Origin of the sequence: Mesorhizobium sp. BAC0120 (genome assembly GCF_033542235.1) — a bacterium.
Taxonomy (GTDB): Bacteria; Pseudomonadota; Alphaproteobacteria; order Rhizobiales; family Rhizobiaceae; genus JAWRCU01.
Genome location: NZ_JAWRCU010000002.1, coordinates 479166 through 491664, shown reverse-complemented (window position 1 = coordinate 491664; position 12499 = coordinate 479166). Strand labels below are relative to the sequence as shown.

The window sequence follows — 12499 nt, the reverse complement described above, 5'->3', positions numbered from 1 at the left end:
GGAATTGCTCTAGCCCTCGTAGTGATCACGGACGAGCTGGTCGAGCAGGCGCACGCCGAAACCCGAGCCCCAAGACTGGTTGATCTCGGAGGAAGGCGACCCCATCGCGGTGCCCGCAATATCGAGATGTGCCCAAGGCGTGTCCTTGACGAAACGCTGCAGGAACTGCGCCGCGGTAATCGCCCCGCCCTGGCGTCCGCCGATGTTCTTCATATCGGCATTCTTGGAATCGATCAGCTTGTCGTATTCCGGCCCGAGAGGCATGCGCCAGAGCTTTTCAGCAGTCGCAATACCTGCGGCGGTCAACCTTTCGGCCAGTTCGTCACTGTTGGAGAACAGGCCGGCATGCTGGTTGCCGAGCGCAACCATGATGGCGCCGGTCAGTGTCGCCAGGTTGACCATGAATTTCGGCTGGAAGCGATCGTTCACATACCAGAGCGCATCGGCCAACACCAGGCGGCCCTCGGCGTCGGTATTGAGCACCTCGATCGTCTGACCCGACATCGAAGTGACGATGTCGCCCGGCCGTTGGGCATTGCCGTCAACCATGTTCTCGACAAGCCCGATCACGCCGACCGCATTGACCTTTGCCTTGCGCCCCGCAAGCACGCGCATGAGCCCGGTGACGGCGGCAGCGCCGCCCATATCTCCCTTCATGTCCTCCATGCCCTGCGCCGGCTTCATCGAAATGCCACCCGAATCGAAGACGACGCCTTTGCCGACAAAAGCTATGGGCTTGTCCTTGGGCTTGCCTCCGTTCCAGCGCATGACGACGAGCCGGGGCGAGCGGGGGGAGCCTTGCGCGACGCCAAGCAGCGCGCCCATGCCGAGCTTCTTCATCTCCTTCTCGGTCAGCACCTCGACGGTGACGCCAAGCGCTTCGAGCTCCTTGGCGCGGGCCGCGAACTCGATCGGCCCGAGCATGTTGGCGGGCTCATTGACGAGGTCCCGCGCAAAGGTGACGCCGGAGGCGACCGCCTCGGCCTCGGCGAAGGCTTTCTTCGCTGCGGTTGCGGCCGCGGTCATGATCGTCACCTTGACCTTCTCGACTTCGTCGCCGTTTTCGGAATCGCTCTTTTTCGTGCGATATTTGTCGAAGCGATAGGCGCGCAGAAGGATGCCGAGCGCGACGCCTGCAGCCTCACTGCCACCGATCTCGAAACCCGGCGCATCCAGATAGACCGTGACCTTCGGCGTTTTCCGCAGCTGGCTCTGGATCGTGCCGCCCAGTTTTAGCCAGGTCTGGGCATTGGCGGCCGAAGCCTCGCCGAGACCGACAGCCAGTATGCGGTCGAAGGTCGAGCCAGCCGGCGCGATGAGGTCGAGCGTCGCGAGCGCCTTTCCGGAGAAACCAGACACCTTGACCGCCTTATCGATCACCTTGCCAGGATCGGCCTGCTCTGCAGCGGCTGCGAACTCGGCGCCGGCTGCAGCCAGAAGCACTGCGAGTCCGTCGCCCGGCTTGGCGCTACGCGTGAAGGTGATTTCAACTGTACTGGGCATTTGAACTCCGAGGGAAATTACGGTCGTGGGCGCGCGATCATCTTGCTTTCGCCGGCAAAGGCAAGGGCCAGCCTTCGTCTTAAAGCAGGATCAAATGAGTGCAAGCCGACCGTATGCTGAATCGTAGTTGCATTTCCGCAGCGCAGCATCCAATTGCACAGGGCTGGTCGCCCGCCGGATAGACTCGGGCAAGCTGTTGGAACGATAGGAATTGCCGGGCGCTGGATCGATTCGAATGTTAACCATGTTTATTGCAGCAATTTTAGCCATTCCGGCGTTCCATGCCGCCTCTGGGATGGCTATGATCGTGCGGTGCGTCCGAAGCGACGCACGCGTTCGCGTTATCGGGACAGGCGTTCTCTCCTTGAAAGCACGATGAAGCTGCTCGAACGGTACATCTTTCGGCGCACGCTCGTGCTGTCGCTGCTGACGTTGTCGGCGACAACGCTGATGGTGCTCGTCACTCAGGTGCTGCTCTACGTCAACCTGCTCACTGCCTCGGGTCAGGCTTTACTGACGTTCTTCGCGCTTGCCGGGACGCTGATCCCGCCCATGACCAATCTGGTAATGCCCTTCGCACTCTATATCGGCGCCAGCCAGACGCTGAACGGCATGAACTCCGATTCGGAGCTGGCAGTGATCGAGGCGGCCGGCGGTTCGCGGTCGATCCAGACGAAACCGATCATCTATCTCGCCATCCTGATGTCGCTGGTGTCGCTGGGGCTCAGCCATTTCGTCGAGCCCTGGGCGCAGCAGAACAAGCGGGAGATCGTCACCAAAGCGAGCGCCGATCTCATTCGCTTTGCCGTGCAGTCCGGCACGTTCCAGGAGATAGGGCCGAACCTCTACATCCAGATCGCCGACCAGACCGCTTCCGGCGATTTCGCCGGTATTTTCATCGCCGATTCGCGCAAACCCGAGACCGATCTCGTCTATTATGCGAAGCGCGGCGCCATTCAGCGTCTGCCGGGCGGTGATGTGCTCGTGTTGGCAGACGGAGAGGTACAGCGCCGTAACACGGCCAACAACGAGCTTTCGGTGATCAGCTTCGAGTCCTACCTGCTCGATCTCAACCAGTTCGGCGCAACCACGACCGGAAGGAATTACTCGCCGAAAGAGCGCAGCACGGCCTTCCTCCTGTTCGCTCCGCGTACGGACGACTTCTTCCTGCGCAACGAGCCTGACGAGATCCGCAGCGAAATATATCGGCGCTTCTCGGACTGGCTGTATCCCTTGGTCTACGGCACGATCGCCATCTACTTCGCCGTCGGTGCTCGATCCAACCGGCAGGAACGGCTGTGGAGCCTCACGGCCGGCGCGGGAGTGGCGCTCGCTGTCAGGGGCATGGGCTTTTTCCTTGTCAACGTTTCCGGCACAAACCCGCTCTACGCATTCCTCAATTTCGCGGTCCCCGTCGGCTCGGTCGTGGTGTTCTCGACGCTGCTTTTCATGGACAAGTCCGTGCGCTTCCCTCAGTCCTGGGTCGATCGTGCCAGCGCGCTCGCCGCCGCCATCACGCGCGCGTGGGCAAACCTGCGCTACGGCGGCGCGCTGCAGTCGCCCGGCGGAGGGGGATCGCAATGATCGGGCGCACCCTTTTTGCTTATTTTTTCAGGCGATACGTCGCGACGTTCGTTCAGTTTTTTATAGGCCTGTGCCTGATTGCCTATCTCGTCGACTTCACCGAGATGTCGCGCTTCAAGTCGACCCTGCCCAACTATACGGTAGGTGCCGGCCTGCTCGTTTCGGCGCTTCACGTGCCGCTCATCGCCCAGACGGCCATTCCCTTCATCGTTCTCTTCGCGGCGATTGCCACGCTGATGGCGCTCAACCGGCGTTACGAGCTTGTGGTCGCCCGCTCGGCGGGAGTGTCGGCCTGGCAGTTTCTCGCACCACTATGCCTGGGTAGCTTTCTGGTCGGCGTCGTCGCCGTGACAATCTTCAACCCGGTCGGCGCACATGCCCTGACCTGGGCGCAACAGCTGGAAGCGTCCTTCTCAGGTGATGAAGGGAACAATGTTGATGCACGCGCCCCTTGGATCAGGCAGCGCGACCAGGACGGCGTCACCATCATCGGCGCGAAGAGCACTGCGAAGCGCGGCCTGCAACTCAATCAAGTCACTTTTCTGCAGATTGATGATTCCGGTGATATCATCCAGCGAATCGATGCCCGCCAGGCGAATCTCGCGGAAGGGAAGTGGGTCGTCGACGGCGCGACGCTGCAGCGCAGCGGCGATGCTCCCGAGAGAGTCGGGCAGACGGAGATCAAGACCAACCTCAAGCCGGAATATGTTGAGCAGAAGCTCGCGCGGCCTGAAACGATCCCGTTTTTCGAGCTGCCAGCGAAAATGCGGGCGGCGTGGTCGTTCGGACTCAATGCCAACGGCTTCGGCATGCAGTTCCACTCGCTCATCGCGCTGCCGATGCTGCTGGTCGCAATGACGTTGATCGCTGCGACGGTTTCCATGCGGTTTGCGCGAATGGGCCAGTCGGCAACGATGATTCTGGGTGGCGTCCTCGCTGGCTTTCTGCTTTATGTCGTATCGGTTTTGGTAAAGGCATTCGGGACCGCCGGGATCGTGCCACCTGTCGTTGCGGCATGGATTCCTGTTGTGGTTGCTATGTTTTTCGGGGTGACGTTCCTTTTGTATAGGGAAGACGGCTAGTGGCTATCGTGCCGGTTGAGGGCCGGAAACGATCGGTCTGGGGGCGCCTGCTCGGCGCAACCGCGCTTGCGCTCGTGTTGGCGCAAGCCGTGAGCGACAATGCCTATGCCCAGGATGTAGGCCTTGCCGCGAGCCAGGTTCCGAGCAATTCCCAGATGCTGCTCGAGGCAGATACGCTCGTTTATGACAATGACAAGAACACGGTAACGGCTGTCGGCGGCGTACGGATCGACTATGGCGGTAACCGGCTCGTCGCCAACCGCGTCGTCTATGATCGCAAGACAGGCCGTGTCGTCGCGAGCGGCAACGTCCAGATCATCGACAGCAGCGGCACCAAGATCTACTCCGAAGAGATCGACATCACCGACGACTTCTCCGACGGTTTCGCCAACGCGCTACGGGTCGAGACCACCGACAAAACCTATTTCGCTGCTGAAAGCGCGGAGCGGAAGGGTGCCAATCTCACCACCTTCAACAACGGCGTCTATACCGCCTGCGCGCCTTGCGAGAAGAAGCCGGATCGGGCGCCGATCTGGCGCGTTAAGGCCCAGAAAATCATCTGGGACGGCAAGGCAAAGACGGTGCGTTTCGAGAGTTCGCGCTTCGAGCTCTTCGGGCTGCCGATCGCCTATTTCCCGGCCTGGGAGGTTCCCGACCCGACCGTCAAACGCAAATCGGGCTTCCTGCTGCCGGGGATCGCCTTCAAGAGCGACCTCGGCGTCGGTGTGAGCATCCCCTATTACTTCGCGCTCTCGCCGACATATGACCTGACTGTTACCGGCCGCTACTACAGCAAGCAGGGCTTCCTCGGGCAGGCCGAGTGGCGGCAGCGCTTCAACAACGGCTTCTACAGCCTCAAGACGGCTGGGATCTATCAGCAGGATCCGGAGGCTTTCGACGTCAATACGATCGATTCCGGCCGCCCAGGCGATCCCAACCATCTGCGCGGCATGGTCGGCTCGAAAGGCCTCTTCAACATCAATCCCCGCTGGACGTTCGGCTGGGATGTGTTGGCGCAGTCCGACAAGGACTTCTCCAACATGTACCAGATCGGAGGTTATGAGCAGGCTGTGCACCAATCCGAGGTGTTCCTGACCGGGCTCAACGACAGGAACTATTTCGACCTGCGCGCCATGCACTTCGACGTGCAGGAAATCTATTTCAACGACAACCCGTTGGCCCGCCAGGAGAAGCAGCCCTGGGTCCTGCCGACTTTCGACTATGCCTATACGCCGGACGAGCCGATTGCCGGCGGCGAGCTCAACGTCAATGTCAACGCCAGGCAGCTTAACCGCAATGAGCAGGACCTGATCTGCGCAGAGCCGGTAGACCTGAGCGTAATAGCATGCCCGAACGTGGCCACCAACATAGCAGGTGTTCGCGGCATCAAGGGAAGCAACGGACGGGTAACAGCCGAAGCGGAGTGGAAGAAATCGATCGTCGCTCCGGGCGGCATGGTCATCACTCCGCTGCTCGCCTTGCGCTCCGACGCAAGCTATTCGGACGTAAGCGACCAGTCGCTGGCGGCAATCCAGGACGACGCGACGACACTTGGAGTCGGAGCCGACGTCAGGTCGGAATTCTACCGCTATATGGCGACCGCCGGGCTCGAGTGGCGGTGGCCGGTACTGTTCTCATCGGTCAACTCCACCCATGTCATCGAGCCGATGGCGCAAGTGTTCGCGCGGCCGAACGAGCAGGACGTCAGTGAGCTCGGCATCCCGAACGAAGATGCGCAGAGCTTCGTCTTCGATGCCTCCTCGCTTTTCGACCGCGACAAATTCTCCGGCTATGACCGGATCGAAGGTGGCACACGCGTCAATGTCGGCGTGCGCTATTCCGGCGCCTACAGCAACGGCGTCACGACCAATGCGATCTTCGGCCAGTCCTACCAGGTGGCAGGGGAAAACTCGTTCGCAGCCCCGGATCTGGTGAATGCCGGCGCTTTTTCGGGCCTCCAGACGCCGACATCGGACTATGTCGGGCTGGTCGGTTTTGCGACGCCGTTCGGCCTATCGTCATCGGTGAGCGCCCGCTTCAACGAGCAGAATTTCGATGTCGAACGCACGGAGTTGAAGGCCGGCCTGGTGCATTTGCCTGTAGCATTGACGGCGAAATACGCTTTCATCGCTGCACAGCCGCTTTACGGCTTCCCGCAAGATCGCCACGAGGCGACGCTTGCTGGATCCTTGCGGTTCCTTCAGAATTGGCGCGTCTTCGCCTCCGGCACCTACGATCTCGTGGAGCACGTGGTGACGAGCGACTCGGCCGGGTTCGCCTATGACGACGAGTGCTTCTCCTACTCGATGACCTATAGCCAGACCCGGGACAGGATCACCCAGGAGAGCACAACAAGCGTCGGTTTCAACGTCTCCTTCCGGACGATCGGCGACTTCGGAACAAGCTCGAACACTTTCGCTGCTCAGTGACCATGTGTTGCGCCGGGCCATCGTTTCGCCGCATACGCTCCGCATGGAGCCATCGAGGATGGAAATCCCTCTCAGGAGGACATGAAGCCATGAAGCCGCTGACGAAGCGTCTCGTCGCAGCGGGATTTGCGACGCTGCTGACCACCGCTCCCCTTTGCCTGGCCGCGATGACCGCGCCTGCACAGGCGAGTGAAATCAAGTACGTGGTCAATAATCAGGCCATCACCAGCTACGACATTCAGAAGCGTGCGGCGTTCATGAAGCTGCAACACAGACCCGGCGCATCGCCGAAACTTGCCGCCGACGACATGGTCGATCAGGCGCTGAAGTCGCAAGAGATGGCGCGCCGCAACATCAACATATCCAAGGCTGCAGTGGACAGTTCGTTCGCCAAGTTCGCAGCCTCGAACAAGATGACGGCCAAGCAGCTCTCGGACATCCTCGACCGCGCCGGCGTGACCGCCTCGCATTTCAAGGAGTTCATCCGCGTGCAGATGGGCTGGTCGCAGCTTGTTGCATCCCGCTACCGTGCCGAAGGCGGCGGAATGACCGAACAGGACGTGGCACGGCGCATGCTCCAGCAGGGCGGCGCAAAGCCGACAGCGACCGAGTATCTGCTGCAGCAAGTGATCTTCGTCGTGCCGGCTTCGGACAAAGCTAAGCTCGGCCAGCGCAAGCGCGAGGCCGAGGCCATGCGTCAGCGCTTCACGAGCTGCGAGACAACCCGGCAATTTGCCAAGGGACTGATCGACGTCACCGTCAAGGATCTTCCGCGTCTGTTGGCGCCGCAGCTGCCGACTGAATGGGCCGATATGATCAAGTCCACACAGCCCGGGAAAGCGACGAATGTGCGCGAGACCGAGCGCGGCATTGAATTCGTCGGCGTCTGCTCGAGCCGCGAAGTCTCAGACGACCGTGTCGCCCAGATGGTGTTCCAGAGCGAGGAAAACAAGGACGGCAACAAGAAGGGCGAGGAGCTCTCCACTAAGTATCTCGGCGAGTTGCGCAGCAAAGCGAAAATCGTCGAACGTTGAAAGCCCGGCGTGCCGTCCCACACCGCATTGCCGATTGCCGTCACCATCGGCGATCCCTCGGGCATCGGCCCGGAACTAGCCATCAGGGCATGGCTTGGCCGCGACTGCCCTCCCTTCTATGTTCTGGGCGACCCGGCTCAGCTTGTCGCGCGTGCGGCGGCGGTCGGCGTCACTCTGCCCGTCGCCGAAGTTGAGCCAAGCGGCACGGCAGCCGAATTCCGGCGCGCGCTCCCGGTCGTTCCGCTGACAAACACCCTGCTGGAGAGCCCGGGACGACCCGATGCGGCGAACGCGGCCGGCATCACGGAATCAATCGAGCGTGCAGTCGACGACTGCTTCCGCGGCCGCGCTGCAGGCATGGTGACGAACCCGATCGCCAAGAAGTCGCTTTATGATGCCGGGTTCCGCTTTCCGGGACATACGGAGTTTCTCGGTTACCTTGCCGAGCAGGAAACGGGCGAGACCTATCTTCCCGTGATGATGCTTGCCGGCCCTGCTCTGCGCACCGTTCCCGTCACCATCCATGTGCCGCTCTCGGAAGTGCCGCCCCTTTTGACCACGGACCTGATCGTCTCGACGGCCCGCGTCGTCGCAGCGGATCTGCGCTGCCGTTTCGCAATCGCCAGCCCGAGGCTGGCGGTCGCCGGCCTCAACCCGCATGCCGGCGAGGATGGCGCGATGGGCGCGGAAGACATTCGCGTGGTCAAGCCGGCAGTGGCGGCACTGAATGCCGAAGGTATCAAGGCAACGGGGCCGCTTCCTGCCGATACCATGTTCCATGAGCGGGCGCGGGCCACGTATGATGCGGCAATCTGCATGTATCATGATCAGGCACTGATTCCGGTGAAGACACTCGCTTTTGACGAGACGGTCAACGTGACGCTCGGCCTGCCTTTCATACGCACCTCCCCCGACCACGGCACCGCCTTCGACATCGCCGGAACGGGCAAGGCGCGGCCGGACAGCCTGATCGCTGCGCTGAAGCTCGCCGCAAGGCTCGCCGCCGCAGAACATGCCGCAGCATGAGCGACGGGCTGCCGCCGCTGCGCGAAGTCATTGAGCGTCACGGCCTGGCCGCCAAGAAGTCACTCGGCCAGAACTTCCTTCTCGACCTCAACCTGACCGGGAAGATCGCGAGGGCCGCCGGTGATCTCACTTTGGCTACCATCATCGAAGTCGGGCCAGGTCCCGGCGGGCTGACGCGTGCGCTGCTCGCCCACGGTGCCCGCAAGGTCGTTGCCATCGAGCGCGACGAGCGCTGCCTTGACGCGCTTGCCGAAATCGCCGGGCACTATCCCGGTCGGCTCGAGGTGATGGCAGGCGATGCGCTGAAGGCCGATTTCGCCGCGCTTGCGTCGGATGGGCCGGCTCGGATCGTCGCCAACCTGCCCTACAATATCGGCACCGAACTGCTCGTGCGCTGGCTGAGCCTCGCGGACTGGCCACCCTTTTACATGTCGATGACGCTGATGTTCCAGCGCGAAGTCGCCGAGCGAATCGTGGCTGAACCCGGCAGCCAAGCTTACGGCCGGCTGGGCGTGCTCGCTGGCTGGCGAACCCAGGCACGAATTGCCTTCGACGTGCCGCCCCAGGCCTTCACGCCGCCTCCCAAGGTCACTTCATCGGTCGTCAATCTCATACCTCGCATCTCGCCGCTGAATGCTGACGTTCGTGTCATCGGCCGCGTCACCGAAGCTGCTTTCGGCCAGCGCCGCAAGATGTTGCGGCAAAGCTTGAAATCCCTTGGCGGCGAACGTCTGCTACAGGCTACCGGCATCGACCCGACACGTCGGGCCGAGACACTGAGCATTGCCGAATTCGTGGCGTTGGCCAATGCCGTTAGCGCCGGGGACTGGTAGCACTGGGCACAGTTTCTTCTTCTCCCGCCGAAAGGGAGAGCCGCATCCAAGCAGGTGCGCGGGTGGAGAATACCAGACCGGCCCCCGCGCCTGCCTACTCGGTCCTCTCGTCGAGGAGCCGCGAGACGAAGTCGAACAGACCGGGCCTGCGGTCGCGCCGCAGCCGCTCCGCAGTGACGATCGCCCTCACTGCGGAGAAAGCCCGATCGAGATCGTCGTTGATGACGACATAGTCGTATTCGCGCCAGTGCTCCAGTTCGCTGCGGGCATTGTGCAGGCGCGTCTCGATCGTCTTCGCCGAATCCTCCGCTCGCCGCTGCAACCTTGATTTCAGCTCCGTCATCGACGGCGGCAGGATGAAGATCGAGACGATGTCGGCGCGCATCTTCTCGCTGAGCTGCTTGGCGCCCTGCCAGTCGATGTCGAACAGCATGTCCCGGCCGTCGGCCATCGCCGCTTCCGCGGGTTCGCGCGGCGTGCCGTAGAAATTGCCGTGGACCTCCGCCCATTCGAGCAGTGCATCCGAATCGCGCAGCCGCTCGAACTCGCGCATGCTCAGGAAGTGATAGTGGACACCGTCGATCTCGCTGCCACGCCGTGCGCGCGTGGTGACACTCACCGAAAGCTCCAGTGACGGATCGGATTCGAGCAGGTTGCGGGCGATCGTAGACTTGCCGGCGCCCGAAGGCGACGACAGAACGAGCATGATGCCGCGTCGGCGGACCGCGGAAGGGACTGTCTCGGCGTTCATGCTATTCCAGATTCTGTACCTGCTCGCGGAACTGGTCGACAACGGCCTTCAGCTCCAGCCCGGTGGCTGTCAGCGACGCCGCGCTCGACTTCGCGCACAGTGTATTCGATTCGCGGTTGAATTCCTGTGAAAGGAAATCGAGCTTGCGGCCGACAGGGCCGCCACCGTCGAGAAGAGCGCGCGCCGAAGCAATATGCGCTTTCAGCCGGTCGATTTCCTCGCGCACGTCGGCCTTGGTCGCCAACAGCGCCGCTTCCGTGTTGAGCCTGGTTTCGTCGAGCCCGTTGGCGCTGTCGAGCAGCAGGCGCACCTGCTCGGCAAGACGCTGGCGGATCGCTGCGACCTCGCGCGACGGGTCGGCCTCCGCCTGGCCGGTCAGGGCCTCAATTCGATCGAGGTGGCTGCGCAGCACCGTTGCCAGCGCTTCGCCCTCGGACGCGCGCGCCTGCTCCAATCCAGCAAGCGCCGTGTCGAGCGCCGAAAGGATCACGGCGTCCGAAGCGGCACGCTCATCGTCGGTTTCCAGGATCTCCGGGGGCTCGAGCACGCCTCGCAATGCGAGCAGGCCGTCGGCGCTCGGCGGCCTCACGTCGAACTGCTCGACGAGCCGCTTCGCAAGTCCGGCAAGGTCCTTCAGGAACTCCTCATTGACTACCGGCTGCGCCCCGATGCCGGCGTGAACGACTGCGAGCGTGGCCTGCACATTGCCGCGCGAGAACCGCCTCTGGACTGCCTGCCTTGCCGGCTGCTCGATCCGCTCGAAACCGGGCGGGAATCGGGTCCGCACCTCAAGGCCCTTGCCGTTGACGGACCTCACCTCCCAGGCAATGGCCGCGCCCCTCAGCTCCGCGCCGGCCCGCGCGAAGCCTGTCATACTCTGCAATGCCATGGCCCAAACCCCCGTGTGCCGCCTTCACTGGGCGGTGTCGCTCGCGCCGTCGCCCGGCGTCGCGTTTTCGCCAGCTGCCTTGGCCGCCTCAGCCTGCTTCTTCTGAAACTTGCGGTAGCGTGCCACGTTCTCATTGTGCTCCTGGAGCGTTGCCGCGAACACGTGGCCGCCCGTTCCATCTGCAACGAAGTAAAGATCGTTGGTCTTGGACGGATTGGCAACCGCTTCGAGGGCTGCGCGACCCGGATTGGCAATCGGCGTCGGCGGCAAGCCATCGATCTGATACGTATTGTAAGGCGTCGGCTTGTCGATATCCGACTGGTACAGCGCGCGGTCTGCAGGCTTTCCCTTGCCGCCGAACAGGCCATAGATGATGGTCGGATCAGACTGCAGCCGCATGTGTTTCTTCAAGCGGTTGAGGAAAACAGCCGCGACGCGGGAGCGCTCTTCGGCGATGCCGGTCTCCTTCTCAACTATGGATGCGAGCGTCACGAACTCATCGACCGTCGAGATCGGCAGGTCCGGAGAGCGGCGCTCCCAGATATCGTCGACCAGCTTCTTCTGGTCGGCCAGCAGCTTCTTGACGATGTCCTGGCGTGTCGCGCCACGGGTAAACCGCAACGTGTCCGTCGCGATGCTTCCTTCGGGCGGCAGTGGTGGCATGTCGCCGGAGAGCACGTCATGCTGCGCGATCCGCTCGAACGCCTGCTCAACCGTCAGTCCTTCGGGAATCGTCAGCGAATAGAGGATCGACTTGCCGCTCTTCAGGATGTCCATGATCTCATGCATGGAAGCCCCGGCCTTGATCTCGTATTCGCCCGCCTTGAGCTGGCCGTCGCTGCGGTAGGCGCCGACGCCCAGCCAGAACACGCGCGAGTCGCTGATCAGTCCCCGCCGCTCGAGCAGTTCCGCGATCTCCTGAACACCGGTGTTGGGCTTGATGAGGATCGTCGAGGCGGTAGTTGTCGGCCCGGGCGATTCGAATTCTCGCTTGCCGAGATAGGCAAGGACGCCGCCGGCAAGCACGATGAAGACCAGCAACGTCATCAGGAAATTGAGAAAAACGATGATCTGGTTGTGCGACCTGCGCGAACGCCGCGGCGGCGGAGTTCCGGCCTCCGGCCGGAGCGCCTCGTTTGCAGTCTTCGGAACGATTAGCCCAGGCTGGCTAGGCCGTTGACCAAATTCACCCGAGTTCGGAGGACTCGTATTCATATCGTCACCGCTCGCCCGCTTCGCTTAGAGCCGCGAACGAGACCGGAATCGCCTTCACCGCTCTATTTCTTTGTCTAGCATCGGACTTGTCCGAATACCGCTTGGCACTTTTCGCTGACGCGGTCCTTCGGTTCGACCCGATGCTTTAAGCCC

Annotated in this window: 10 protein-coding genes; 6 read left to right on the top strand and 4 right to left on the bottom strand. The window is 62.2% G+C overall.

Translation table 11 applies throughout. The annotated features are described in order from the left end of the window. Positions 1-9 precede the first annotated feature (9 nt). Positions 10-1503 (bottom strand): leucyl aminopeptidase, encoded by a 1494-nt coding sequence (locus SAZ10_RS05810; protein ID WP_318608239.1) that lies wholly within the window; start codon positions 1501-1503, stop codon positions 10-12. Positions 1504-1878: 375 nt separating this feature from the next. Here SAZ10_RS05810 and SAZ10_RS05805 point away from each other — a divergent pair, with 375 nt between their 5' ends. The 6 genes from SAZ10_RS05805 to rsmA all read left to right on the top strand — a co-directional run bounded on the left by SAZ10_RS05805 (position 1879) and on the right by rsmA (position 9491). After that, on the top strand, positions 1879-3087 hold the full coding sequence (locus SAZ10_RS05805; protein ID WP_318608238.1) for an LptF/LptG family permease: 1209 nt from the start codon (positions 1879-1881) through the stop codon (positions 3085-3087). Beyond that, positions 3084-4169: an LPS export ABC transporter permease LptG gene (gene lptG / locus SAZ10_RS05800; RefSeq protein ID WP_318608237.1), complete on the top strand. Its 1086-nt coding sequence runs from the start codon at positions 3084-3086 to the stop codon at positions 4167-4169. Before SAZ10_RS05805 ends, lptG begins: the two co-directional genes overlap by 4 nt. A gap of 155 nt (positions 4170-4324) precedes the next feature. Next, positions 4325-6598, top strand: a complete 2274-nt coding sequence (locus SAZ10_RS05795; protein ID WP_318608469.1) for an LPS-assembly protein LptD — start codon at positions 4325-4327, stop codon at positions 6596-6598. Between the two features lie 89 nt (positions 6599-6687). Beyond that, positions 6688-7632 (top strand): peptidylprolyl isomerase, encoded by a 945-nt coding sequence (locus SAZ10_RS05790; protein WP_318608236.1) that lies wholly within the window; start codon positions 6688-6690, stop codon positions 7630-7632. A 9-nt stretch (positions 7633-7641) separates the two neighbouring features. Then, complete coding sequence (pdxA, locus tag SAZ10_RS05785; RefSeq protein ID WP_318608235.1) at positions 7642-8658, top strand: 4-hydroxythreonine-4-phosphate dehydrogenase PdxA; 1017 nt, start codon at positions 7642-7644, stop codon at positions 8656-8658. Further along, on the top strand, positions 8655-9491 hold the full coding sequence (gene rsmA / locus SAZ10_RS05780) for a 16S rRNA (adenine(1518)-N(6)/adenine(1519)-N(6))-dimethyltransferase RsmA (RefSeq protein ID WP_318608234.1): 837 nt from the start codon (positions 8655-8657) through the stop codon (positions 9489-9491). Before pdxA ends, rsmA begins: the two co-directional genes overlap by 4 nt. Before the next feature lie 94 nt (positions 9492-9585). Here rsmA and gmk read toward each other — a convergent pair whose 3' ends face one another. From gmk to mltG, 3 genes are read right to left on the bottom strand one after another with little or no spacing between them, the layout of a single operon-like run. Next, positions 9586-10242 (bottom strand): guanylate kinase, encoded by a 657-nt coding sequence (gmk, locus tag SAZ10_RS05775; protein ID WP_318608233.1) that lies wholly within the window; start codon positions 10240-10242, stop codon positions 9586-9588. 1 nt (position 10243) lies between these two features. After that, positions 10244-11131 carry a YicC/YloC family endoribonuclease gene (locus tag SAZ10_RS05770; RefSeq protein ID WP_318608232.1) on the bottom strand — a complete coding sequence of 296 codons (888 nt, stop codon included), beginning with the start codon at positions 11129-11131 and terminating at the stop codon, positions 10244-10246. A gap of 24 nt (positions 11132-11155) precedes the next feature. Then, the gene (mltG, locus tag SAZ10_RS05765; protein WP_318608231.1) at positions 11156-12346 is read right to left on the bottom strand and encodes an endolytic transglycosylase MltG; all 1191 of its coding nucleotides are present in this window, start codon (positions 12344-12346) and stop codon (positions 11156-11158) included. Positions 12347-12499: the final 153 nt, after the last annotated feature.

What these genes read in the sequence shown, in the direction of transcription:
- SAZ10_RS05810 (WP_318608239.1), bottom strand. Translation starts at nt 1,503, where the DNA reads ATGCCCAGTACAGTTGAAATCACCTTCACGCGTAGCGCCAAGCCGGGC.
- SAZ10_RS05805 (WP_318608238.1), top strand. Translation starts at nt 1,879, where the DNA reads ATGAAGCTGCTCGAACGGTACATCTTTCGGCGCACGCTCGTGCTGTCG.
- lptG (WP_318608237.1), top strand. Translation starts at nt 3,084, where the DNA reads ATGATCGGGCGCACCCTTTTTGCTTATTTTTTCAGGCGATACGTCGCG.
- SAZ10_RS05795 (WP_318608469.1), top strand. Translation starts at nt 4,325, where the DNA reads ATGCTGCTCGAGGCAGATACGCTCGTTTATGACAATGACAAGAACACG.
- SAZ10_RS05790 (WP_318608236.1), top strand. Translation starts at nt 6,688, where the DNA reads ATGAAGCCGCTGACGAAGCGTCTCGTCGCAGCGGGATTTGCGACGCTG.
- rsmA (WP_318608234.1), top strand. Translation starts at nt 8,655, where the DNA reads ATGAGCGACGGGCTGCCGCCGCTGCGCGAAGTCATTGAGCGTCACGGC.
- gmk (WP_318608233.1), bottom strand. Translation starts at nt 10,242, where the DNA reads ATGAACGCCGAGACAGTCCCTTCCGCGGTCCGCCGACGCGGCATCATG.
- SAZ10_RS05770 (WP_318608232.1), bottom strand. Translation starts at nt 11,131, where the DNA reads ATGGCATTGCAGAGTATGACAGGCTTCGCGCGGGCCGGCGCGGAGCTG.
- mltG (WP_318608231.1), bottom strand. Translation starts at nt 12,346, where the DNA reads ATGAATACGAGTCCTCCGAACTCGGGTGAATTTGGTCAACGGCCTAGC.